At 70.9% G+C, this 21,561-nt stretch carries 19 protein-coding genes and 2 tRNA genes; 10 read left to right on the plus strand and 11 right to left on the minus strand.

Translation table 11 applies throughout. The features are described from left to right. Positions 1 to 173: 173 nt before the first annotated feature. Positions 174 to 250, minus strand: a tRNA-Pro gene (locus ACIBK6_RS01565). Between the two features lie 152 nt (positions 251 to 402). Here ACIBK6_RS01565 and ACIBK6_RS01570 point away from each other — a divergent pair. Next, positions 403 to 473, plus strand: a tRNA-Gly gene (locus ACIBK6_RS01570). A gap of 97 nt (positions 474 to 570) precedes the next feature. Here ACIBK6_RS01570 and ACIBK6_RS01575 read toward each other — a convergent pair. The 3 genes from ACIBK6_RS01575 to ACIBK6_RS01585 all read right to left on the minus strand — a co-directional run bounded on the left by ACIBK6_RS01575 (position 571) and on the right by ACIBK6_RS01585 (position 2,602). Continuing rightward, positions 571 to 765, minus strand: coding sequence for a hypothetical protein (locus tag ACIBK6_RS01575; RefSeq protein ID WP_399047795.1), 195 nt, complete (start codon positions 763 to 765; stop codon positions 571 to 573). Between the two features lie 130 nt (positions 766 to 895). Next, positions 896 to 1,369: an HD domain-containing protein gene (locus tag ACIBK6_RS01580; RefSeq protein ID WP_399047796.1), complete on the minus strand. Its 474-nt coding sequence runs from the start codon at positions 1,367 to 1,369 to the stop codon at positions 896 to 898. Positions 1,370 to 1,456: 87 nt separating this feature from the next. Continuing rightward, entirely contained in the window at positions 1,457 to 2,602 is a 1,146-nt protein-coding gene (locus tag ACIBK6_RS01585; protein ID WP_399047798.1) for a PP2C family protein-serine/threonine phosphatase, read from the minus strand. Positions 2,603 to 2,720: 118 nt separating this feature from the next. On the opposite strand from ACIBK6_RS01585, the gene ACIBK6_RS01590 reads away from it, so the two are divergent. After that, positions 2,721 to 3,950 (plus strand): GNAT family N-acetyltransferase, encoded by a 1,230-nt coding sequence (locus ACIBK6_RS01590; RefSeq protein WP_399047799.1) that lies wholly within the window; start codon positions 2,721 to 2,723, stop codon positions 3,948 to 3,950. A 58-nt stretch (positions 3,951 to 4,008) separates the two neighbouring features. Here ACIBK6_RS01590 and ACIBK6_RS01595 read toward each other — a convergent pair whose 3' ends face one another. Then, positions 4,009 to 4,818 (minus strand): Fpg/Nei family DNA glycosylase, encoded by an 810-nt coding sequence (locus ACIBK6_RS01595; RefSeq protein WP_399047801.1) that lies wholly within the window; start codon positions 4,816 to 4,818, stop codon positions 4,009 to 4,011. Between the two features lie 9 nt (positions 4,819 to 4,827). Beyond that, positions 4,828 to 5,316, minus strand: coding sequence for a ribose-5-phosphate isomerase (locus ACIBK6_RS01600; protein ID WP_399047803.1), 489 nt, complete (start codon positions 5,314 to 5,316; stop codon positions 4,828 to 4,830). Positions 5,317 to 5,498: 182 nt separating this feature from the next. Here ACIBK6_RS01600 and ACIBK6_RS01605 point away from each other — a divergent pair, with 182 nt between their 5' ends. After that, positions 5,499 to 6,974 carry an amino acid permease gene (locus ACIBK6_RS01605; RefSeq protein ID WP_399047805.1) on the plus strand — a complete coding sequence of 492 codons (1,476 nt, stop codon included), beginning with the start codon at positions 5,499 to 5,501 and terminating at the stop codon, positions 6,972 to 6,974. Here ACIBK6_RS01605 and ACIBK6_RS01610 read toward each other — a convergent pair. Further along, positions 6,938 to 8,521, minus strand: coding sequence for a protein kinase (locus ACIBK6_RS01610; protein WP_399047806.1), 1,584 nt, complete (start codon positions 8,519 to 8,521; stop codon positions 6,938 to 6,940). The genes ACIBK6_RS01605 and ACIBK6_RS01610 overlap by 37 nt on opposite strands. 135 nt (positions 8,522 to 8,656) lie before the next feature. Here ACIBK6_RS01610 and ACIBK6_RS01615 point away from each other — a divergent pair, with 135 nt between their 5' ends. Continuing rightward, on the plus strand, positions 8,657 to 9,427 hold the full coding sequence (locus ACIBK6_RS01615) for an LPXTG cell wall anchor domain-containing protein (RefSeq protein ID WP_399047808.1): 771 nt from the start codon (positions 8,657 to 8,659) through the stop codon (positions 9,425 to 9,427). A 61-nt stretch (positions 9,428 to 9,488) separates the two neighbouring features. Then, positions 9,489 to 10,841 carry an FAD-binding oxidoreductase gene (locus ACIBK6_RS01620; protein WP_399047809.1) on the plus strand — a complete coding sequence of 451 codons (1,353 nt, stop codon included), beginning with the start codon at positions 9,489 to 9,491 and terminating at the stop codon, positions 10,839 to 10,841. A gap of 34 nt (positions 10,842 to 10,875) precedes the next feature. Here ACIBK6_RS01620 and ACIBK6_RS01625 read toward each other — a convergent pair whose 3' ends face one another. Further along, positions 10,876 to 11,463, minus strand: coding sequence for a biotin transporter BioY (locus tag ACIBK6_RS01625; protein ID WP_399047810.1), 588 nt, complete (start codon positions 11,461 to 11,463; stop codon positions 10,876 to 10,878). Between the two features lie 259 nt (positions 11,464 to 11,722). On the opposite strand from ACIBK6_RS01625, the gene ACIBK6_RS01630 reads away from it, so the two are divergent. From ACIBK6_RS01630 to ACIBK6_RS01640, 3 genes are all read left to right on the plus strand, one after another. Continuing rightward, positions 11,723 to 13,090 carry an amino acid permease gene (locus ACIBK6_RS01630; RefSeq protein ID WP_399047811.1) on the plus strand — a complete coding sequence of 456 codons (1,368 nt, stop codon included), beginning with the start codon at positions 11,723 to 11,725 and terminating at the stop codon, positions 13,088 to 13,090. Between the two features lie 151 nt (positions 13,091 to 13,241). Further along, positions 13,242 to 14,651: an amino acid permease gene (locus ACIBK6_RS01635; protein WP_399047812.1), complete on the plus strand. Its 1,410-nt coding sequence runs from the start codon at positions 13,242 to 13,244 to the stop codon at positions 14,649 to 14,651. Positions 14,652 to 14,821: 170 nt separating this feature from the next. Next, positions 14,822 to 15,463, plus strand: a complete 642-nt coding sequence (locus tag ACIBK6_RS01640; protein WP_399047813.1) for a superoxide dismutase — start codon at positions 14,822 to 14,824, stop codon at positions 15,461 to 15,463. Positions 15,464 to 15,586: 123 nt separating this feature from the next. Here ACIBK6_RS01640 and ACIBK6_RS01645 read toward each other — a convergent pair whose 3' ends face one another. Then, positions 15,587 to 16,237 carry a DsbA family protein gene (locus tag ACIBK6_RS01645; protein ID WP_399047815.1) on the minus strand — a complete coding sequence of 217 codons (651 nt, stop codon included), beginning with the start codon at positions 16,235 to 16,237 and terminating at the stop codon, positions 15,587 to 15,589. Positions 16,238 to 16,397: 160 nt separating this feature from the next. On the opposite strand from ACIBK6_RS01645, the gene pepN reads away from it, so the two are divergent. Continuing rightward, entirely contained in the window at positions 16,398 to 18,968 is a 2,571-nt protein-coding gene (gene pepN / locus ACIBK6_RS01650; protein WP_399047817.1) for an aminopeptidase N, read from the plus strand. 136 nt (positions 18,969 to 19,104) lie between these two features. Further along, a complete protein-coding gene (locus ACIBK6_RS01655) occupies positions 19,105 to 20,148 on the plus strand; it encodes a hypothetical protein (protein WP_399047818.1) in 1,044 nt (347 codons plus the stop codon). An 84-nt stretch (positions 20,149 to 20,232) separates the two neighbouring features. Here ACIBK6_RS01655 and ACIBK6_RS01660 read toward each other — a convergent pair whose 3' ends face one another. Beyond that, the gene (locus ACIBK6_RS01660; RefSeq protein ID WP_399047819.1) at positions 20,233 to 20,703 is read right to left on the minus strand and encodes an NUDIX hydrolase; all 471 of its coding nucleotides are present in this window, start codon (positions 20,701 to 20,703) and stop codon (positions 20,233 to 20,235) included. 67 nt (positions 20,704 to 20,770) lie between these two features. After that, a complete protein-coding gene (locus tag ACIBK6_RS01665) occupies positions 20,771 to 21,328 on the minus strand; it encodes a CGNR zinc finger domain-containing protein (RefSeq protein WP_399047822.1) in 558 nt (185 codons plus the stop codon). Positions 21,329 to 21,561: the final 233 nt, after the last annotated feature.

Below are 21,561 nucleotides of genomic sequence, written 5' to 3' on the forward strand. Positions count from 1 at the left end.
GTCTCCTTGTGGCTGACTTCTTGGGGGTTCTGCCTAAGACCGACGGTCTCCGGCGGATCGGGCCCGGTACATCGGATTCATCAGACACACGGGCACGCAGCTTGCATAGTAGCCGCATGCTGGATGCCGCCCACAATGTGATCTTGTACGCGGAGATCGCACGTCGGTGACGCTGGTCGGGGTGGCGGGATTTGAACCCACGGCCTTCCGCTCCCAAAGCGGACGCGCTACCAAGCTGCGCCACACCCCGTCGGTGCGACACGTAGGGTACATGCCCGCGGGGAGTACGTCGGCCGCTTTGTTTCCCGGGTGCCGTCGCCGGGATGCGGTGTGCGCGTCCGGGGTGCGACCCGCTACGATGCTCTACGTGCCGCGGTCGCGATGACCTGCGGCGCGATGCTTGCGGGCGTAGCTCAATGGTAGAGCCCTAGTCTTCCAAACTAGCTACGCGGGTTCGATTCCCGTCGCCCGCTCTGTGACGACTCGGGGCCAGGTCAGAGGGAGAACCTTTGAACTGGCCCCGGTTCCGTTTCCGGGGCGGTGTTCGCCGGGGCCCCTGCCGCTCAACGGTCAGAACTTGATCTGGTTGATCGAGTCCGCTATCGAGTTCAGGAAGCGCTGGATCGAGGGAGCCATGCCCGTCGAGGCCAGGAAGAAGCCGAAAAGCATGGCGACGATGGCTGGGCCGGCCTTGATGGAGCCACCTCTGATCAGCACCACGAGGATGATCGCCAACATCAGCACCACTGACAGCGAAATGGCCACAACTGATCACACACCCTTGGTCGGTCCGCCCTTGCCGGCCCGGGAGCATGTCGCGCACACCCCCGCGAGCTCTATCGTGCCACCAACACCCCTGTGGTTGTTCCCCGGTGGCGAATCGCCCAGGTAAGGATCAGGCCAACCGCGAGTCGGGCTCAGGCGGTTCGAGAAGGCCGAGCATGCGGCGTACCTCTGTGTACTTGGCTGTCAGGCGGGTCCGGGTCGGCTCGTCGAGGACGGCCAGCCGGGCCGGATCGGCGTTGTGCGCCAGGTCGGACTCCTTGATCAGGAGCGCACCTTCGGTGGCCAGGATCCGCCGGGTGTAGGACTCCGGTTCCTCGCCCGGGCGTTTGGTCAGGGTGAGCACCAACGCCTTGACGGAGTACGGGAGTTCGGCGGAATCCAGCCACTGAAGAGACAGCGCGTCGTCCTCGATCGCGTCGTGCAGCCACGCCGCTTTGATCTGGTCGTCGCTGCCGCCCCGCAGCCGGACGCCCTCGGCCACCGCCGCGAGGTGCTCGGCGTACGGCCGGCCCGCCTTGTCGGACTGGCCCTCGTGGGCCGCGCGGGCGATCGCTTCGACTTCGGGAAGGCTGAGGTTCGGCATGGCGTCGACTGTACGACGGGGGCAGGCGGTGGCCCCGTACGTCCCGGCCGGTGTGCGCCCCCGCGGGTGGGCGCCCGGGGGGGGCGGCTACGCCTCTCGGCGGATCAGCAGCAGCGCCCTGTCGTCGTTGACGTCCTTCGCGACCGCCTCGATCAGGTGCCACGCCGCGCCGTCGAAGCCCGTCGCGACGTAGCGGTCGGCCTCGCCGGTCAGCCGGTCGATGCCCTCGCTGATATCGCGTTCGGAGGTTTCCACCAGGCCGTCCGTGAAGAGCATCAGGACGTCGCCGGGGGCCAGTGAGCCCTTGGCGGGATGGAATTCGGCACCGTCGTAGACGCCGAGCAGCGGGCCTTCGGCGTTCTGTTCGTGCCAGCGGCCCGAGCCCGCGTGGAGCTGGAGGGCCGGGGGGTGGCCGGCCGAGAGGAGCTGGTAGTCCCCCGAGTCGAGGTCCAGGACCAGGTGGATGGCGGTGGCGAAGCCCTCGTCCCAGTCCTGGCGCAGCAGGTAGCCGTTGGCCGCGGGGAGGAAGGCGTGCGGCGGCAGGGAGCCGAGGAGGCCGCCGAAGGCGCCGGAGAGCAGCAGCGCGCGGGAGCCGGCGTCCATGCCCTTGCCGGAGACGTCGGTGAGGACGATTTCCAGGGTGCGGCCGCCGCCGGTGCGGGCGGCGACCACGAAGTCACCGGAGAAGGACTGGCCGCCCGCGGGGCGCAGCGCCATCTCGCGGTGCCAGCCCCTGGGGAGGCGGGGCAGCGCGCTCTGGACGCGGATGCGTTCGCGCAGGTCGAAGAGCATGGTGCCGCCGCGCCGCCAGGGCACCCCGACCCGGGCCCGGAACTGGGCGATGAGCAGGCCGAAGAGCCCGCAGGCGGCCACCACCAGGACGGTGCCCGGGGTGACCCGGTCCGCTCCCGCCGTGTACGGGCCGAGCTCCACCGACTCCACGATCAGCGCGGTCGCGGCCGCCGCGTACAGGCCGAGGAGGTTGGCGGGGCGCAGCAGCAGCCCGCCGGCCACGATCGGCAGGACCAGGGCGGCGGGCGCGCACCAGGTGGGGGCGAGGAGGGTGGCGCAGGTGATGACGGGGACGGTGAGGAGCAGGCCGGCCAGGGCGATCCAGTCGGAGCCGTCACCGCGGAAGTAGTCGACGCCGGATTTGCGCACCGCGATGCGGACCCGGTGCAGCGCCTTGCGCCACCGGGCGGTGAACGAGTCCGGTCCCGTCGCACGTGCCATTGCCGAGGACCCTATCCAGCCCGTGGTGCCGCGCGCAGGTGACCCCCGTGGACGGAGCCGGGCAGGGCGGTAGAAATCGGGTCGCCCGCCGGGGCGCCGCCCTGGTAGGCATGGGCATATGACAACGGAGTTGCGGGCCCTGGACCCGGCCGAGTGGGACGACTGGTACGCGGCCATCGTGGCGGCGTTCGGCGGCGTGCCGGACGCCCCGGAGGAAGTGGAGCTGTGGCGCGAGCTGATCGATCCGGAGCGGTCGATCGCGGTGTGGGACGGCGCGGTCTGCGTGGCGGCCACCAGCACCTTTCCGTTCCGGATCAGCGTGCCGGGCGGGGCCGTGGTGCCGGCCGCGGGGGTCACCGGGGTCGGCGTGATGGGGACCCATCGCCGCCGCGGGATCCTCACGTCGATGATGCGGCGCCAGCTTGACGACGTACGGGAACGCGGCGAGGCGCTCGCGGTCCTGACGGCTTCCGAGCCCGCCATCTACGGGCGGTTCGGGTACGGCATCGCCACGCTCGCGCTGTCCGCCGAGATAGACACGGCCCGGGTCCGGCTCGCCCTTCCGCCGGGCACGGACGAGGTGCGGCTGCGGTACGCGAAGGTGGACGAGGCACTGGCGGAGTGCGAAGCGCTGTACGCGCGCCTGGTCCCGGGGCGGCCGGGCAGGCTCGCCAGGCTGCCGGGCTGGGACCGGATGGTGACGCTCGACCCGGAGTCCCAGCGCGGCGGCGGCTCGCCGCTCCAGTGCGTGCTCGCGGAGCGGGACGGGGAGCTGGTCGGCTACGCGCGCTACCGCGTCGCGCTGACCGCCGAGCCGACGGGGGTGGCCGGCACGGTGTCGCTGGCGGATCTGGAGGCGGCGGACCCGGCGGCGTATGGGGCGCTGTGGCAGTACCTCTTCGACCTCGACCTGACGTCAACGCTGCGGGTGAAGGGCCGGCCGGCCGATGACGCGTTCCAGCACCTGGTCTCCGATGTCCGCCGGTGCGGGGTGCGGCTGCGGGATTCACTGCACGTACGGCTCGTGGAGCTCGGTGCGGCGCTGGAGGCGCGTACGTACGCGGCGCCCGTCGATGTGGTCCTGGAGGTCGAGGACGCCTTCTGCCCGTGGAACGCGGGCCGCTGGCGACTCACCGGCGACACCAAGGGCGCGTCCTGCGTGCGGACCGACGGCACACCCGAACTGGCGCTGTCCGTACGGGAGTTGGGCGCCGCCTACCTCGGCGGGGTCACGCTCGCCTCATTCGCGGGCGCGGGCAGGGTGCGCGAGCTGCGGCAGGGGGCGCTCGCCGAAGCCTCGACGGCGTTCGGCAGCGAGCTCGCGCCCTGGCTGCCGCACGGCTTCTGAGCAGCGGGCACCGGAAGCACCCTCTGAGCGGCGGGCGCCCGAGGAACCGGCGCCCGCGTCACGGCTGCTGGCAGCCGGGGCACCAGAACAGATTGCGGGCGGCGAGATCGGCGGTGCGGATCTCGCCGCCACAGATGTGGCAGGGCTGGTGGGCGCGGCGGTAGACGTACACCTCGCCGCCGTGGTCGTCCACGCGCGGCGGGCGGCCCATCGCCTCGGGGGTGTGCTCGGGGCGGACGGTGTCGATCCGGTTGAGCCGGACGCCCTCGCTCATCAGCTCCACGAGGTCCGCCCAGATGGCGTCCCACTCGGCGCGGCCGAGGTCCTTGCCGAGCCGGTAGGGGTCGATGCCGTGCCGGAAGAGGACTTCGGCGCGGTAGACGTTGCCGACGCCCGCGACGATCTTCTGGTCCATGAGCAGGGCGGCGACGGTGGTGCGGCTGCGGGAGATCCGCTGCCAGGCCCGCTCGCCGGTGTCCGCCGCGCGCAGCGGGTCCGGGCCGAGCCGGTCGTGTATCGCCCGCTTCTCGCCGTCGGTGATCAGCGCGCAGGTCGTCGGGCCGCGCAGGTCCGCGTACGCCGCGTCGTTGACCAGGCGCAGCCGTACGGTGTCGGTGGCGGGCGGGGCCGGGGCATCGCCGAAGCCGTACTTGCCGAACAGGCCGAGGTGGATGTGGATCCAGCCGGACGGTCCGAAGCCGAGGAACAGATGCTTGCCGTGGGCCTCGGCGCTGTCGAGGACCTGGCCGTCGACCAGGGCCGCGCCGTCCGAGAACTTGCCCTGGGGGCTGGTGGCACGCAGCGGCCGGCCGCCGAACGCGAGGTCGTGGTCGGCGGCCAGCCGGTGGATCGTGTGCCCCTCAGGCATGAGCGGTGATCAGCCCTGCTGCGGGTGGTGGGCCGGGATCTCGGGGAGCTTGCCGGTGTTCTCGTACTCCGACAGCATCTCGATGCGGCGGGTGTGGCGCGCCTCGCCCGAGTACGGGGTGGCGAGGAAGATCTCGACGAACTTGGTCGCCTCCTCCTCGGTGTGCATCCGGCCGCCGATGGAGACGACGTTGGCGTTGTTGTGCTCGCGGCCCAGCGCCGCGGTCTGCTCGCTCCAGGCCAGCGCGGCGCGGACGCCCTTGACCTTGTTCGCGGCGATCTGCTCGCCGTTGCCGGAGCCGCCGATCACGATGCCGAGCGAGTCCGGGTCGGCGGCCGTCCGCTCGGCGGCGCGCAGGCAGAACGGCGGGTAGTCGTCCTGGGCGTCGTAGATGTGCGGACCGCAGTCCACGGGCTCGTGGCCGTGGGCCGTGAGCCACTCGACGAGGTGGTTCTTGAGTTCGAAGCCGGCATGGTCGGAGCCGAGGTACACGCGCATGCCCCCGAGTGTGGCATGCGCGGGGCCGGGCAGGGGGAAGTGGGTGCGGGACTTCGGTCCCCGTGCCGGGGGCCGTTCGCCCTCGTACAACGATCCGGATTCAGGTCTTCCGTCCCGAACCGGTCCGGGTTTCAATGCACGGGCTCGTAACCCGAGTGCTCCGAAGACGTAAGGAAGCGTCCATGACCTCCCAGCCGACCCTCGCCAAGGAAGACAGCCTCCCCGGCGACCCCGGTTCCGCATCGCCCGCTCCCGGCGGCCCCCACAACGGCCTCCAGGCGGGTCTCAAGAACCGCCATCTGTCCATGATCGCCATCGGTGGCGTGATCGGCGCCGGCCTCTTCGTGGGTTCCGGTTCCGGAATCGCCGCGGCCGGCCCCGCCATTCTGCTCTCGTACGCACTTGTCGGCGTGATGGTCGTCTTCGTGATGCGGATGCTCGGCGAGATGGCCGCCGCCCGCCCGTCGTCGGGCTCGTTCTCGGCGTACGCGGACCGTGCGCTCGGCCGCTGGGCCGGGTTCTCGATCGGCTGGCTGTACTGGTTCTTCTGGGTCGTGGTGCTCGCGGTCGAGGCGACGGCCGGCGCGAAGATCCTGCACACCTGGGTGCCGGGGGTCCCGCAGTGGGGCTGGGCGCTGATCGTGATGGTCGTGCTGACCGCCACCAACCTCGCCTCGGTGTCCTCGTACGGTGAGTTCGAGTTCTGGTTCGCCGGGATCAAGGTCGTCGCGATCGGCGGCTTCGTGATCATCGGGATGCTCGCGGTGTTCGGCGTGCTGCCGGGCTCGAACAACCCGGGCGCGGGCTTCGCGCACCTCACGGACGCCGGCGGATTCTTCCCCAAGGGGTACGGGGCGATCCTCACCGGTGTGCTGATGGTCGTGTTCTCCTTCATGGGCAGCGAGATCGTGACGCTGGCCGCCGGTGAGTCCGAGGACCCGCGCCGCGCCGTGACCAAGGCCACCAACAGCGTGATCTGGCGGATCGCGGTCTTCTACCTCGGTTCGATCTTCATCGTGCTGACCCTGCTGAAGTGGAACGACCCCTCGATCGTCAGCGACGGCTCCTACGTGGCCGCGCTCAAGACGATCGGCATCCCGCACGCCGACCAGATCATGAACGTGATCGTGCTGACGGCGGTGCTCTCCTGCCTCAACTCCGGTCTGTACACGGCCTCCCGGATGGCGTTCTCGCTGGGTCAGCGCGGGGACGCGCCGCGCGCCTTCGCGCGCACCAGCGGGCGGGGCGTGCCGCGGGCGGCGATCCTGGGCTCGGTCGTGTTCGGCTTCGTCGCGGTCTTCTTCAACTACAAGTGGCCGGACACCGTCTTCGCCTTCCTGCTCAACTCCTCCGGCGCGGTGGCTCTGTTCGTGTGGCTGGTGATCTGCTTCACCCAGCTGCGGATGCGCGGGATCATCCTGCGCGAGTCGCCGGAGAAGCTGACCGTACGGATGTGGGGCTTCCCCTATCTCACCTGGCTGACGGCGGGGATGATCACCTTCGTCCTCGTCTACATGCTGTTCGACAAGTCCGGGCGCGAGCAGGTGCTCCTGTCGCTGCTTGTCGCGGCGATCGTCATCGTGATCGCGGTGGTGAAGGAGAAGGTCCTCGCGGGCCGGGCTCAGAGCGGCGTGAACGAAGAGGTCACCGCGTCATAGGCCGTGCGGGCGGCGGGCTCGGTGTCGGCCTGGTACCAGATGTTGACCTGGTACGACTTGCCGCCCTCGTCGAAGCCGGTCTGACGGGCCTTCCAGGGCACGCCGTTCTGGGTGAAGTAGTAGTCCCAGACGACGGCGGGCTGATGGTGGAAGGTCGTCCGGTCGAGCCGGATCTTCCGGTAGCCCGGCACGTCGTGTGAGGCCGCCTCGGCCTCCTGCCACTGGGTCATGAGATCGCCGCCGCGTACGAGTGCGTACGAGGCGGCGATCTCCTGTTCTCCGCCCGGTGCGTGGTAGTGGACGTTGGAGGGGCTCTTGGCGGTACGGGTCCAGCCCTTGGGCGGTATCCAGGCGAAGCCGGTCTCGTCGAGGGAGCCGGGCGGCGGGGTCGCCGAGGGCGCGCGCGAGGTGCCGGCCACGGTCGGCGGCGCCGAGCTATTGGAGCCGCTCGCGGTGCCGCCGCCGTGCCGGTCGGCGGTGGTGGCGATGAGGACCGCGGTCACGGCCGCCGCCACGACGACCGCCGCGGCCAGGATCCGGTTGCGCCGCCGATGCCCGGCAGCCGGCCCGGGCTCCGGCCGTACGGGTTCGGAAGGACCGGGCAACTCCCTTGGCGGGGGCGGCGGTTCACCGCGTACGACCGGAACCGGCCGGGGCGGCGCCTCGCCGGACACCGCCAGGGTGGGCGGATGCGGCGCCGCGACCGGGCCCACGGCGAGCACCGTCGGGGGCGCGGCGATCGGCATCAGGCGGGTGGTGAGCTCGGCCAGGCCCGGGCGCCGCTCCGGGTCCTTGACCAGGAGCGCGGCGAGGACCCTGGTCAACGGGCCTGCCGCCGCCGGGAGTTCGGGCTCCTCGTAGAGCACGGCGTGCAGGGTGGCGAGGGTGCTCGCGCGGGCGAACGGGGAGCGCCCGCCGACCGCCGCGCACAGGGTGGCGCCGAGCGACCACAGGTCGGAGGCCGGGCCCTGCGGCTTGCCGCTGACCCGCTCGGGCGCCATGTAGTCCGGGGAGCCGACCAGCATGCCGACCATCGTGAGCGCCGCGGCGTCCTGGATGGCAGCGATCCCGAAGTCGGTGAGCACGACCCGGCCGCCCGGGGTGAGCAGGACGTTGCCCGGCTTGATGTCGCGGTGCAGTACGCCCACCGCGTGCACCTCGACCAGCGCGGCCGCGAGGCCGACCCCGATGCGGGCGGCCTCGCGCGGCTCGACGGGCCCGTCCTCGGCCAGCAGCCTCTCCAGCGAGCGGGACTCGACCAGCTCCATGACGATCCAGAGCCGGTCGCTCTCCTCGGCCACCACGTCGTAGACCCGGACCACGTTGGGGTGGTCGATGCGGGCGGTGGCGCGGGCCTCGCGCAGGCTGCGCTCGCGCCGCACCCGGCTGTCCTCCGCGTCGAGTTCATCGATGCGCATTTCTTTTACGGCGACCTGCCGGTCGAGTATCTCGTCCGCCGCCCGCCACACCCGCCCCATTCCCCCCTGGCCAATTGTTTCGCATAGGCGGTAGCGTCCGGCGACCAATAGTCCCCGAGTTCCCGGCATGCCCACCCACCCCCTCAGAACCGCCTGGGACCTGTACTGATTCACCACGGTGACACCATCACAGCATAATTGGCGGAAATCTTGTGGGACTCTTCTCCGCAGAGACGCACCCACTACGGGTGAGGGGATGGGGAAATGCACGTTCGAAAAACCAAAGGATCTCTTTTCGCCTCCGCATTCGCGGCACTATTGATATTTCCGTTCGGGGCGGGCGCGGCCACGGCCGCCGGGCCGACCCCCGGCAGCAGCCAGGGCGGAACACCGGGACCGAGCGCGCCGCCGGACCTGAGGATCTCCACCGAACTGCCGTCAACGATCAAGGTGCACAACGCCACGGGCCGCACCACCCTCACCGCGAAGGTCGTCAACCACGGGACCAAGGACACCGGCCGGATCACTCTGACCGTCCTCGGCCTGGACGGCATGAGGATCACCGGCGTGAGCGGTTGCGCGCCGGTGCCGAAGAACAAGCTGCAGCCGATCACCAACAGCGGGTTCGCCTGCGCGATTTCTGATCTGGCGCCCGGCAAGGAGCGCTCGTACACCGTCTCGGCGACGTACGACCTGTCGAAGACCGGCAAGATCTGCTTGCCGGTGACCGCGGGAACCGGCGACCAGGTGCTGTGGCAGCAGGGCCCGGTGCCGTTCGGCACGACCAAGCCGACGCCGAACGCGCCGGACACCCCGCTGCTGCTCGGCACCGACAACGTGCCGGCCGCCCCGCCGTCGGGCACGGCCTCGCCGTCGCCGTCCCCGACGAGCCCGACCCCTCCCCCGCAGCTCCCCAGGACCGGCGTCAACGACGGCGTGCTGCCGCTCGCCGCGGCCGGCGTGCTGTTCCTGATCGCCGGGGGCACGGGGCTGTGGTGGACGACCCGGGGCCGCAGGCGGACGTCCCGGATCTGACGAACACGCCCGTTCAGAAAACCTGACGGCAGGTGTCAGGTTTTCGCGGGAAGCTCTCCCCATGTCCAGCAAGCAGACAGACGGAGGGCTTCCCGTGCAGACGTTCCACCCCGGCGACAGCGGCTACGACACCGAACTGGCCGGATACCAACTCGGGTTCACCCAGCGCCCCGCCGTCGTCTTCGCGGCCGAGAGCGCCGCGGACGTGCAGACGGCCGTGCGGTACGCGGCCGGGCACGGGCTCCCCGTCGGGGTGCACGCCACCGGGCACGGGCTCGCGGGCAGCACCGAGGGCGGGGTGCTCGTCACCACCCGCCGGATGGACTCCCTCACCATCGATGCCGGACGCCGCACGGTACGCCTCGGCGCGGGCGTGTCATGGGGGCAGGTCGTCGCGGCCGCGGCCCCGCACGGGCTCGCCCCGCTGAACGGCTCGGCGCCCAGCGTCGGCGCGGTCGGCTACACGCTGGGCGGCGGACTCGGCATCCTGGCAAGGGAGTTCGGGTACGCGGCCGACCACGTGCGGGCCCTGGAAGTCGTCACGGCGGACGGCGCACTGCGCGAGGTGACGGCGGTCAGCGACCCCGACCTCTTCTGGGGACTGCTCGGCGGCGGGGCCAACCTCGGCGTGGTGACCGCCCTTGAGACCGGCCTGTTCCCGGTGGCCCGGCTGTACGGGGGCCAGCTCGGCTTCGACGGGGAACGGCTCGGTGAGCGCGTACTGGAGGAGTACCTGCGCTGGACCAGGACGGTCCCCGACACCGTGACCTCCTCGCTCCAGGCCATCCAGTGGCCGGACGCGGAGTGGGCGCCCGCGCCGGTGCGGGGGCGGTACGTGGTGACCGTGCGGGTGGCGTTCACCGGGAGCGCCGAGGAGGGCGAGCGCCTGGTGGCTCCGCTGCGGGCGATCGGGCCCGCGATCACGGACGACCTGCGGGAGATGGCGTACACCGAGTCGCCGTCCATCCACCGCGACCCGGAGCACGCGCACCCCTATTACGGCAACGGCGTGATGCTGCGCGACGCGGCTCCGGCGGCGCTGTCCCGGGCGCTGGCGCTGACCGGCCCCGGGGCGCCCGCGATGTGCGTGGTGCAGCTCAACCACCTGGGCGGCGCGCTGGCGAAGCCCGCGCCGAACGCGGTGCCGCACCGCGAGGCGGACTTCCTGCTGCGCGTCCTGACCCCGTTCGGGGAGGATCAGCTCCCCGCCGTACGCGCCCTCCACACGGAGGTCCGCACCGCGCTGAAGCCGTGGGCGCTTGGCCGCTCCCTCAACTTCACGTTCGGTGACGCGGAGTTCGGCGGCACCGAGGGCCTGTACGGCGAGGAGAACGAGAAGAGGCTCGCCGCGCTGAAGTCGGAGTACGACCCGGCGAACCTCTTCAGGAACAACTACAACGTGGATCCGGCGTAGCCCAGTTCAGGACCTCGGCAAGCCCCCGAGTGCCTCAGCCCCGGCGGCCGATCAGCTTCCACGCCCCGGGAAGCAGCCCCATCGCCAGCGCGGCCTTCAGCGCATCGCCCAGCAAGAACGGGGTAAGACCCGCGGCAACCGCGGCGCTCAGCGACATCCCGGTCGACGCCGCGAGGTACGGCACGCCCACCGCGTAAATGATGGCCGACCCCAGCACCATCGTTCCCGCGGTGCGCAGCACGGAACGGTCGGCTCCCCGGCGGGCCAGCGCGCCGACGACCGTCGAGGCGAGCAGCATGCCGAGGACGTAGCCGAACGAGGCGCCGCCCGCGCCGGAGGTGGCGCCCGCGAACCACGGCACGCCGGCCATGCCGACCAGGGCGTACAGCGCGAGCGAGAGGAAGCCTCGCCCGGCGCCGAGGCCCGCGCCGACGAGCAGCGCGGCGAAGGTCTGCCCGGTGACCGGCACGGGCGTGCCCGGAATGTGAACGGCGATCTGGGCGGCGATGCCGGTGAGGGCGGCGCCGCCGACGACGAGCGCGATGTCCTTGGTGCGGGAGGCTGGCAGCAGGTCGGCGAGTACCGATCCGGTGCGGGGGGCGGCGGCGGACGCAGTGCTCATCGGAACTCTCCGGCGGGTAAAGGGCGGCGGGACGTGCTGGGACACCGTGACGTTAGCCCACCGAATCTCGCTGGATCACCAGCAGCCGTCCACAAAGCGGGCGTTGAAGGCTTGGTGGGGTCTGCACAAAGGCCGGGCTTCATACGCGGCTCGGCGTGACCCTCGTCACTGCGGTGATGGTGTTGAGTGCCCCTTTTGCGCCGGGGGCCGTGACTCGGGGAGACTGTAGGTTCCCCATAAATCGAAAGTTACGAGCGCCATGCACGACTCCTTGCCCGCGGAGCCCCTCTCGCACGGGCTGAAGCAGCGCCATCTGACCATGCTCGGCCTCGGCGGGGTGATCGGCGCGGGACTCTTCGTGGGGTCGGGCGCCGGGATCGCGGTGGCGGGTCCTGGCATCGTCGTCTCGTATCTGATCGCGGGCGCGATCGCGATGCTGATCATGCGGATGCTGGGCGAGATGTCGTCGGCGATGCCCGCGTCGGGCTCGTTCTCGGTGCACGCCGAGCGGGCGCTCGGGCGCTGGGCCGGGTTCAGCGTGGGCTGGCTGTACTGGTTCCTGCTGGTGGTCGTGCTCGCCGTGGAGGCGACCGGCGCCGCGAAGATCGCGAACGGGTGGGCGCCGGGGGTGCCGCAGTGGGCCTGGGTGCTGATCTTCATGGTGGTGTTCACCGGCGCCAACCTGGCCGCGGTCAAGAACTTCGGCGAGTTCGAGTTCTGGTTCGCCGCCCTGAAGGTCTTCGCGATCGTCACGTTCCTGGTGCTCGGACTGCTCGCGGTCTTCGGGGTGCTGCCCGACACCTCGGCGGTCGGCCTGTCCAATCTGACCGGGCGGGGCGGCTTCCTGCCCGCCGGGTGGAGCGGCGTGGTCTCCGGGGTGCTCGCGGTGATCTTCGCGTTCGGCGGACTTGAGGTCGTCACGATCGCCGCCGCCGAGTCGGACGACCCGGCGCGCGCGGTCGGCCGCGCGGTGCGCAGCGCGGTGTGGCGGATCCTCTTCTTCTACGTCGGCTCGATGCTGGTCATCGTGACGCTGCTGCCGTGGACGTCGATGAAGCCGGGCCAGAGCCCGTACGTCGCGGTGCTCGACTCGATCGGCATCCCGTCGGCCGGCCAGATCATGAACATCGTGGTGTTCGTGGCGCTGCTCTCCGCCCTGAACGCCAATCTGTACGGGTCATCGCGCATGGTGTTCTCGCTGGCCGAGCGGGGCGAGGCGCCGAAGGGGCTGCTGAAGGTGTCGGGTGGCGGGGTGCCGCGCCGGGCGGTGCTCGCGTCGGTGGCCTTCGGGTTCGTCTCGGTGCTGCTGAACCTGAAGTGGCCGGACTCGGTGTTCCTCTACATGCTCAACGCGGTGGGCGCGGTGCTGCTGTTCGTGTGGGCGCTGATCGCCGTCTCGCAGCTGCGGCTGCGCCGCCGGATCGAGCGGGAGGCGCCGGAGCGGCTGACCCTGAAGATGTGGGCGTTCCCCTATCTCACCTGGACGGCGCTCGCCGCGATGGCGGCGGTCCTTGTGCTGATGCTGTTCGACGACATCGCCCGGCCGCAGGTGCTGTGGTCGGCGGGGGCGACGGCGGTGGTGCTTCTGGTGGCAGGGGTACGGGAGTTGCGCACGCGCCGCGTGTGAAGTTCACGTAAACAAAACGCACCGGAGTCTTCACCCTGTGTGAGTCGGGTGTCCGCATAGCGGTCGGGTGTTCCCTCTGAGCGGAGCCGCACAGAGACTGTGGGCTCCGCGCCGCCGACCCGGTGGATCAGCTACTGAACAGGGCATGCCCATGTCTCGGACAACCGCGCCCGCGCCGAACGACAGCCGGCCGAAGACCGACTCACCGCTCACGCATGGTCTCAAGCAGCGCCATCTTTCGATGATCGCCCTGGGCGGGGTCATCGGCGCCGGGCTCTTCGTCGGATCCGGCACCGCGATCGCCGCGGCCGGCCCCTCGATCATCCTCGCGTACGCGATATCCGGCGCCCTGGTCATGCTCGTCATGCGCATGCTGGGCGAGATGTCCGCCGCCAACCCCGCGTCGGGCTCGTTCTCGGTGCACGCCGAGCGGGCGATCGGGCCGTGGGCCGGGTTCACCGCGGGCTGGGCGTTCTGGTTCCTGCTGTGCGTGGCCGTCGGCCTGGAGGGCATCGGCGCCGCGGGCATCGTGCACGGCTGGCTGCCGGGCGTCCCGGAGTGGGCGCTGGTGGCCGTGTTCATGGCGCTGTTCTGCGGCACCAACCTGGCGGCCGTGAAGAACTTCGGCGAGTTCGAGTTCTGGTTCGCCGCGCTGAAGATCGGCGCGATCGCGCTGTTCCTGGTCATCGGCGTCCTGGCGATCCTCGGCGTGCTGCCCGACACCAGCGCGCCGGGCCTGGCCAACCTCACCGGCCAGGGCGGTTTCATGCCCAACGGCAGCGAGGGCCTGATCGTCGGACTGCTCGCCTCCGTCTTCGCGTACGGCGGTCTGGAGACGGTCACGATCGCCGCGGCGGAGTCCGAACACCCCGTCCAGGGCGTCGCGAAGGCCGTGCGCACCGCGATGTGGCGGATCGCGATCTTCTACGTCGGCTCGATGGCCATCGTCGTGACGCTGCTGCCGTGGACCGCCAAGGACATCGCCACCAAGGGCCCCTACGTCGCCACGCTCGACCACCTCGGCATCCCCGCCGCCGGTCAGATCATGAACATCGTGGTGCTCGTGGCGCTGCTCTCGGCGATGAACGCGAACATCTACGGCGCCTCCCGCATGGCCGGTTCACTCGTCTCGCGCGGCCAGGGCCCCAAGGTGCTCGGGAAGATCTCCGGCGGGGTGCCGCGGGTCGCGGTGCTCACCTCGTCGGCGTTCGGCTTCGTGTGCGTGCTGCTGAGCTACTGGCGCCCGGACGACATCTTCCAGTGGCTCCTGAACACCATCGGCGCGATCATCCTGGTCGTCTGGTTCTTCATCGCCGCCTCGCAGTTGCTGCTGCGCCGCCGCATCGAGCGCGAGGCGCCGGAGAAGCTCGTCGTGAAGATGTGGCTGTACCCGTGGCTGACGTGGGTGGCACTGCTCGGCATGGCGGTGATCTTCGTGCTGATGGCCCGCGAGGACGGCACCCGGGTGCAGCTCTACTACACGGGCGGCCTCACCGTCGTGCTGGCGGTGATCGGCTACATCCGCCAGCGGACGTCGACCCGGACCCCGCTGGAAGCCTGACCTCTGCCCCCAACCCCGCTCAACAGTCCTGCGTCCCAAGGCCCTAGGCCCCGGGACGCAGGACTTTTTGCTGAGCCCACCCTCCGCCGCGAACCGTATTGCTGCTGATAGCGTGCACTTGCACATGGGTTGCAATAAGAACTTGCAGTGATCTGCCGGAGGGCTCGGACATGGCCATTTACACGCTTCCTGAACTTCCGTACGACTACGCGGCGCTCGAACCGGTCATCAGCCCGGAGATCATCGAGCTGCACCACGACAAGCACCACGCGGCGTACGTGAAGGGCGCGAACGACACCCTGGAGCAGCTGGCGGAGGCCCGCGACAAGGATGCCTGGGGCTCGGTCAACGGCCTGGAGAAGAACCTCGCGTTCCACCTCTCCGGCCACATCCTGCACTCGATCTACTGGCACAACATGGCGGGTGACGGCGGCGGCGAGCCCCTGGACAAGGACGGGGTGGGCGAGTTGGCCGACGCCATCGCCGAATCCTTCGGCTCCTTCGCCAAGTTCAAGGCCCAGCTGACCAAGGCCTCGGCGACGACGCAGGGTTCGGGCTGGGGCGTCCTCGCCCACGAGCCGGTCAGCGGCCGCCTCCTGGTCGAGCAGATCTACGACCACCAGGGCAACGTCGGCCAGGGCTCGACCCCGATCCTGGTCTTCGACGCCTGGGAGCACGCCTTCTACCTCCAGTACAAGAACCAGAAGGTCGACTTCATCGAGGCCATGTGGCGGGTCGTCAACTGGCAGGACGTGGCGAGGCGTTACACCGCCGCGAAGCAGGCGGGCAACAACCTGCTGCTGGCCCCGTAGGGCCCGTGCGAACGTCCTGCCCCGTGATCGTCTTCTCAGCCTTCATGACGGCAGGCGGATGGAGGAAAGGCCCCCGCGAGGACGTGACTCGCGGGGGCCTTTCCGTGCCGGAGCGACAGGCTCTCAGAGGTTGCTGAAGTCCGGGCCCACCGTGCGGCTGCGCTTGATCTCGTAGAAGCCGGGGGTGGCGGCGACCAGGAGGGTGCCGTCCCACAGCTTCGCCGCGGCCTCGCCCTGCGGGGCGGGGGTGACGACCGGACCGAAGAAGGCGATCTGCTCGCCGTCGGCGCCCGGCACCGCGATGACCGGGGTGCCGACGTCCTGGCCGACCTTGTCGATGCCCTCCTTGTGGGAGGCCCGCAGCTGGACGTCGTAGGTGTCCCGGTCGGCGAAGTCGATGAGCTCGGCGGGCAGGCCCACGTCCTTGAGGGCGGCGGCGATGGACTCGCGGTTCACGCCCAGGCCCTCGTTGTGGAAGCGGGTGCCGAGCGCGGTGTACAGCTTGCCGACGGCCTCGTCACCGTGCAGCTCCTGGGCGGCGATGACCACGCGCACCGGGCCCCAGGCCTTGCCGCCGGGCCGCATGTTCTCGGCGTACTCCTCGGGCAGCTCGTCCAGCCGGTTCTCGTTCAGCACCGCGAGGCTCATCACGTGCCAGCGGACCTCCACGTCGCGGACCTTCTCGACCTCCAGCATCCAGCGCGAGGTCATCCAGGCCCACGGGCACAGCGGATCGAACCAGAAGTCGACGGGGGTCTTGACGGACTCGGACATGTCTCTCCTCGGGCAACATCGGGCAGCAAGTCTTCTGTAGGTCTTCTGTACGAGCGAACACCGGCGGTGGCCGAAAGCATTCCGCCGAGCACCCACCGCCCTGGTGTCCGGGCGGCATGGGAGGATCGAGGCCATTCGAACGCGACACGAAGGAGTGCCCGTGCCCGGTGAGAATCTCTCCCGCGACGAGGCCCGCGAGCGGGCCGAGCTGCTGACCGTCGAGGGCTATGAAGTGGCCCTCGATCTGCGGTCCGCGGTCGGGGACGCCCCGGACGGGCCCCGCACGTTCCGCTCGCTTACGACCATCCGGTTCCGCTCGGCGCGGCCCGGCGCCTCGACGTTCGCCGATCTGATCGCCCCGTCGGTGACCGCGGTGACGCTGAACGGCCGCGCGCTCGACGTGGCCGCCGTGTTCGACGGCAGCCGCATCGCGCTGGACGGGCTGGCCGAGGAGAACGTGCTGGTGGTCGACGCCCAGTGCGCGTACAGCAGGACCGGCGAGGGCATGCACCGCTTCGTCGACCCGGAGGACGGCGAGGTCTACCTCTACACGCAGTACGAGCCCGCCGACTCGCGCCGCGTCTTCGCCAACTTCGAGCAGCCCGACCTCAAGGCCCGCTTCGTCTTCGAGGCGCTGGCCCCCGAGGGCTGGACGGTGTGGTCCAACGGCGCGGGCGGCCAGGAGGCCGACGGGACGTGGCGTTTTGCCGCGACCGAGCCGATCTCGACGTACATCACCTGCGTGGTCGCGGGCCCGTACCACTACGTCACGGACTTCTACACCCGCACCTTCGACGACGGCAGCAAGCTGGAGATCCCGCTCGGCGCGATGTGCCGCAAGGGGCTCGCCAAGCACTTCGACTCCGACGACGTCTTCCTCGTCACCAAGCAGGGCCTGGACTTCTTCCACGACCACTTCGACTTCCCGTACCCGTTCGGGAAGTACGACCAGGCGTTCGTGCCCGAGTACAACCTGGGCGCGATGGAGAACCCGGGCCTGGTGACCTTCCGCGAGGAGTACATCTACCGCGGCAAGGTGACGCAGGCCGCCTACGAGCGCCGGGCCAACGTCATCCTGCACGAGATGGCGCACATGTGGTTCGGCGACCTGGTCACCATGGTGTGGTGGGACGACCTGTGGCTGAAGGAGTCCTTCGCCGACTTCATGGGCTCGTTCTCGCTGGCCGAGGCGACGCGCTTCACCAACAGCTGGGTGACCTTCGCCAACAACCGCAAGGCGTGGGCCTACCGGGCCGACCAGCTGCCGTCCACGCACCCGGTCACGGCCGACATCCGTGACCTGGAGGACGCCAAGCTCAACTTCGACGGCATCACGTACGCCAAGGGCGCCTCCGTCCTCAAGCAGCTCGTCGCGTACGTCGGGCGGGACGCCTTCCTCGAAGGCGCGCGGCGCTACTTCAAGCGGCACGCCTACGGCAACACCCGCCTGGGCGACCTCTTGTCGGTCCTCGAAGAGGTCTCGGGCCGCGACATGGCGACCTGGTCGCGGTCCTGGCTCCAGACGGCCGGGCTCAACTCCCTCACCCCGGTGGCCACTTACGATGCGGCCGGCCGCGTCACCGAGCTCGCCGTGCTCCAGGAGGGCGACGAACTCCGCCCGCACCGCGTCGCGGTGGGCCTCTACCGCAGCGAGGCGGGCGCCCTGGTGCGGTACGCCCGCGCCGAGGTCGACGTCGAGGGGCAGCGCACCGTCGTGGCCGGGCTCGCCGGGTCCGAGCGGCCGGATCTGATCCTGGTCAACGACGACGACCTGACCTACTGCAAGATCCGCTTCGACGAGGGCTCGCTCGCCACCCTGCGCGCCCACCTCGGCGACATCACCGACCCCCTCGCGCGCGCCCTGTGCTGGTCCGCGCTGTGGAGCCTGACGCGGGACGCGCTGATGCCCGCCCGCGACTTCATCGCCCTGGTCCTCACGCACGCGGGCCGCGAGGAGGAGATCGGCGTGCTCCAGATGCTGCACGCCTGGGCCCAGTCGGCGGTCGTGCACTACGCGGCGCCCGCATGGCGCGAGGAGGGCGGCCGGCTGCTCGCCGAGGGCGCCCTGCACGAGCTGCGGCTCGCCGAACCGGGCAGCGAGCACCAGCTCACCTGGGCCCGCTTCTTCGCGGCGACGGCCACCACCGACTCCGACTTCCAGCTCCTGAAGGGGCTGCTCGCGAGCTCGGCGAAGATCGACGGGCTCGACGTCGACCAGGAGCTGCGCTGGTCGCTGCTCGAACCGCTGGCCTCGCACGGCATCGCGGACGAGTCGGCGATCGACGCCGAACTGGCCCGCGACGACACGGCGTCCGGCAAGCGCCACCATGTGCGCTGCCTGGCCGCGCGCCCGTCGGAGGCGGTCAAGGCGCAGGCCTGGGCCCAGGTCGTGGAGTCGGACGCGCTCTCGAACGCACTCGTCGAAGCGACCATCGCGGGCTTCGGCCCGCCCTCGCAGCGGGAGTTGACCGCCCCGTACGCCCCGAAGTACTTCGAGGTGATCGAGCGGGTGTGGGCTCAGCGTTCGATCCAGATCGCCATGGACATCGTCAGGGGCCTGTTCCCCGGGCTGCAGGACGACGAGCGGACGCTGGCCGCGACCGACGCGTGGCTGACCGGGCACCAGGACGCGGCTCCGGCGCTGCGCCGCCTGGTCCTGGAGGCCCGCGACGACCTGGCGCGCTCGCTGCGCGGCCAGGCCTGCGACGCGGCGGCGGCCGCCGCGCGCTGACGCCCGTTCGGGGGGCCCGTACGGGGCCCCCTGATCGGCAGTCGAACGCCCGTACTTTAGGACGGGGTTGTCCGGATTTGTCGACGGCCGTGTAACAGCGGTTAGCGGGCGGTCCGGCTGCGGGAAACCCCGGAACATGAACCACAACACCCCGCTCTCCCCCCGCCCCCTGAGCCACCTCACCGACGTGCAGCGGCGCGTGCTCTCCGCCAACCAGCTGCGCGCGCACGGGGTTTCGGCCGCGCGGACCGCCGCCCAGTGCCTGCCCGGCGGCCCCTGGCAGCAGCTGCTTCCGGGGGTGTACGTGCTGCACCCGGGCCCGGCCACCAGCGAGGAGCGGCTGCACGCCGCGCTGATGTACGCGGGGTGGCCGGCGGCCGGGCGCGCCAAGGCCGTCCCGGCGCAGGGCCAGGCCCCCACCGCCGCGCCGCAGGCGATCGTCACCGGGCTCGCGGCGCTCGCGCTGCACCGGTTCTCCTCCGCTCCCCCGCTGCTCTCGCTCGACCGGATCGAGATCCTGGTGCCGCGCACCCGGCGGCTGCGCTCCACGGGCTGCGTCCAGCTGGTGCGGGCCCATGTGATGCCCGGCGCGGAGATGATCACCGGGGTGCCGGTGGCGCCGGTGCCGCGGGCGCTCGCCGACGCGGTCGCGGGCCTCTCGGACGCCCATGCGGTACGCCGCCTGCTCACCGAGGCGGTGCGCTGCGGACACACCGAACCGGCCGCGATCGTACGGGAGTTGACCCAGGCCAGACTGCTGAGCCGGGCCCATGTCGTGGACGCGGTGGACGCGCTGCTCGCCGAGGGGCGCTCCATCGCCGAGGAGCGGCTGTACACGATGGTGCGCGAGCACGGTCTGCCGGACCCGCTGTGGAATGTGGACCTGCGGCTTCCGGGCGGCCCGCACCTGGGCGGGCTCGACGCGTACTGGCCGGACCAGGCGGTGGCGGTGGAGCTGGACACCCGGGCACCGCGTCAAGGCCACGAGGAGGAAGCCGCGCTGTGGTCGGAGTACACCCGCAAGCGCGAGGTGCTTGAGAGGCTCGGGATCACCGTCGTCCACATCACGCCGAGGAAGCTGCGCGTGTCCTCGGAGCAGCAGGCGGCCGTGGTGCGGACCGCGCTGATGGCGTCCACCGACCGGGAGCCCGCCGCCTATGTGGTGGTGCTGCCCCGCTGAGCCGGGCCGCGGGCGGCGGGCCTTCAGGAGGGGAACGGCCCACCGCCCGCGGCCCGATGGGGACGGGGTTCATGACACGGGCTCTCAGTCCCTGGGAACGGAAACCCGCCCGACGGGCGGCCGGGTGCGCCACAACTCCACGCCGGTGTCGACGAGTTCGACCCGGTCGAGGGCGCCCACCGCGTCGAGCGGATGCCAGGCGGCCAGGTCGGTGGAGCCGTTGGTCTCGTGGCGCAGTTCGCCGCCGGTGATCCGGCCCTCGTACACGATGCGCAGTCCCTGGAAGTCGGCGAACGTGCCCAGTCTGCGCGGGTAGCGGCGGGTGATCGAGTCGATGCCGAGCAGCCGGACCGGCTCGACGGCGTACCCGGTCTCCTCGTCGGCCTCGCGCACCACCGTGTCGGCCGGATCCTCGCCGTGGTCCATGCCGCCGCCCGGCAGCGTCCACCGCTTGGTGCCGTCCCTGGCCACCCAGCGGGCCAGCAGGATCTCCTGGACCCCCACCGTTCCCCGTACGCATACGGCGTAGGCCGCCACCCGCAACTCCGTGTTCATTTGGTGAGGTTACGGGGCCGGGTGCGCGGGCGTTGAGCCCCGACGCGGCAATCGGGAGCCCGAAGCGTCAGTCCCGCTTGTGGCGGGCGTAGTGCCGCGACGCCTTGGCGCGGTTGCCGCAGCCGGCCATCGAACACCAGCGGCGGGTACCGTTCTTGGACGTGTCGTAGAAGTGCAGCACGCAGTCCTGGCCGGCGCAGCGGCGGATCCGGTCGGGGCGGTCGCCGAGCAGCCGCAGGTAGTTGTCGGCGGCGGCCCAGGCGGGCAGCCACCGCGGGCGGTCGGTCTCGACCTCGTGCACGGGCCCGTCCGCCCCCAGCGCGAACCGCACCCGGCCGTGGCCGAGCACGGCGTTGAGGGCGAGCCGCCCGGCCGGGTCGCCCGGCTCGTCGATGACGGCGGCCAGCGCCTCGCGGGCCTGGAGCAGGGCGTCGAGCGTGCCGCGGTCGGCCCGCACCTGGTGCCCGCGCAGTTCGCGGGCGACGGTGTCCGAGGCCAGCCACCCGGCAAGCCCTTCGGTGCTCACCAGCAGGTCCCGCAGATCGGCGCCGTCCGTCCAGCGGGTGTTCAGCAGGTCGATGGCGAGGGGCTCACCGGCCAGCGGCCGGGGGTCCTGGTCGGTCACGGCACCGGTCCTTCCTCAGGCGTGGCTCTCGTACGCACCCTCAAGCCTAACCACTGATAAGCCGTGCACTGGTTGACACCCCCGAGTGCCGCCCCCTCCAGGCATCCCGAGCCGGACTGGCGGGCTCCGCTCGATGGCGGAAATGCGCCATGTTCACATCATGTAACGGTCAACTCTCCACAAACAACAGTCACATACGCCATGCTCAGCGGTCATCCGGCACCGAAATCCGA

Origin of the sequence: Streptomyces sp. NPDC050485 (assembly GCF_044458185.1) — a bacterium.
Lineage (GTDB): Bacteria > Actinomycetota > Actinomycetes > Streptomycetales > Streptomycetaceae > Streptomyces.

What these genes read in the sequence shown, in the direction of transcription:
- ACIBK6_RS01580 (WP_399047796.1), bottom strand. Translation starts at nt 1,369, where the DNA reads ATGCCGAACCTCAGCCTTCCCGAAGTCGAAGCGATCGCCCGCGCGGCC.
- ACIBK6_RS01585 (WP_399047798.1), bottom strand. Translation starts at nt 2,602, where the DNA reads ATGGCACGTGCGACGGGACCGGACTCGTTCACCGCCCGGTGGCGCAAG.
- ACIBK6_RS01590 (WP_399047799.1), top strand. Translation starts at nt 2,721, where the DNA reads ATGACAACGGAGTTGCGGGCCCTGGACCCGGCCGAGTGGGACGACTGG.
- ACIBK6_RS01595 (WP_399047801.1), bottom strand. Translation starts at nt 4,818, where the DNA reads ATGCCTGAGGGGCACACGATCCACCGGCTGGCCGCCGACCACGACCTC.
- ACIBK6_RS01600 (WP_399047803.1), bottom strand. Translation starts at nt 5,316, where the DNA reads ATGCGCGTGTACCTCGGCTCCGACCATGCCGGCTTCGAACTCAAGAAC.
- ACIBK6_RS01605 (WP_399047805.1), top strand. Translation starts at nt 5,499, where the DNA reads ATGACCTCCCAGCCGACCCTCGCCAAGGAAGACAGCCTCCCCGGCGAC.
- ACIBK6_RS01610 (WP_399047806.1), bottom strand. Translation starts at nt 8,521, where the DNA reads ATGCCGGGAACTCGGGGACTATTGGTCGCCGGACGCTACCGCCTATGC.
- ACIBK6_RS01615 (WP_399047808.1), top strand. Translation starts at nt 8,657, where the DNA reads ATGCACGTTCGAAAAACCAAAGGATCTCTTTTCGCCTCCGCATTCGCG.
- ACIBK6_RS01620 (WP_399047809.1), top strand. Translation starts at nt 9,489, where the DNA reads ATGTCCAGCAAGCAGACAGACGGAGGGCTTCCCGTGCAGACGTTCCAC.
- ACIBK6_RS01625 (WP_399047810.1), bottom strand. Translation starts at nt 11,463, where the DNA reads ATGAGCACTGCGTCCGCCGCCGCCCCCCGCACCGGATCGGTACTCGCC.
- ACIBK6_RS01630 (WP_399047811.1), top strand. Translation starts at nt 11,723, where the DNA reads ATGCACGACTCCTTGCCCGCGGAGCCCCTCTCGCACGGGCTGAAGCAG.
- ACIBK6_RS01635 (WP_399047812.1), top strand. Translation starts at nt 13,242, where the DNA reads ATGTCTCGGACAACCGCGCCCGCGCCGAACGACAGCCGGCCGAAGACC.
- ACIBK6_RS01640 (WP_399047813.1), top strand. Translation starts at nt 14,822, where the DNA reads ATGGCCATTTACACGCTTCCTGAACTTCCGTACGACTACGCGGCGCTC.
- ACIBK6_RS01645 (WP_399047815.1), bottom strand. Translation starts at nt 16,237, where the DNA reads ATGTCCGAGTCCGTCAAGACCCCCGTCGACTTCTGGTTCGATCCGCTG.
- ACIBK6_RS01655 (WP_399047818.1), top strand. Translation starts at nt 19,105, where the DNA reads ATGAACCACAACACCCCGCTCTCCCCCCGCCCCCTGAGCCACCTCACC.
- ACIBK6_RS01660 (WP_399047819.1), bottom strand. Translation starts at nt 20,703, where the DNA reads ATGAACACGGAGTTGCGGGTGGCGGCCTACGCCGTATGCGTACGGGGA.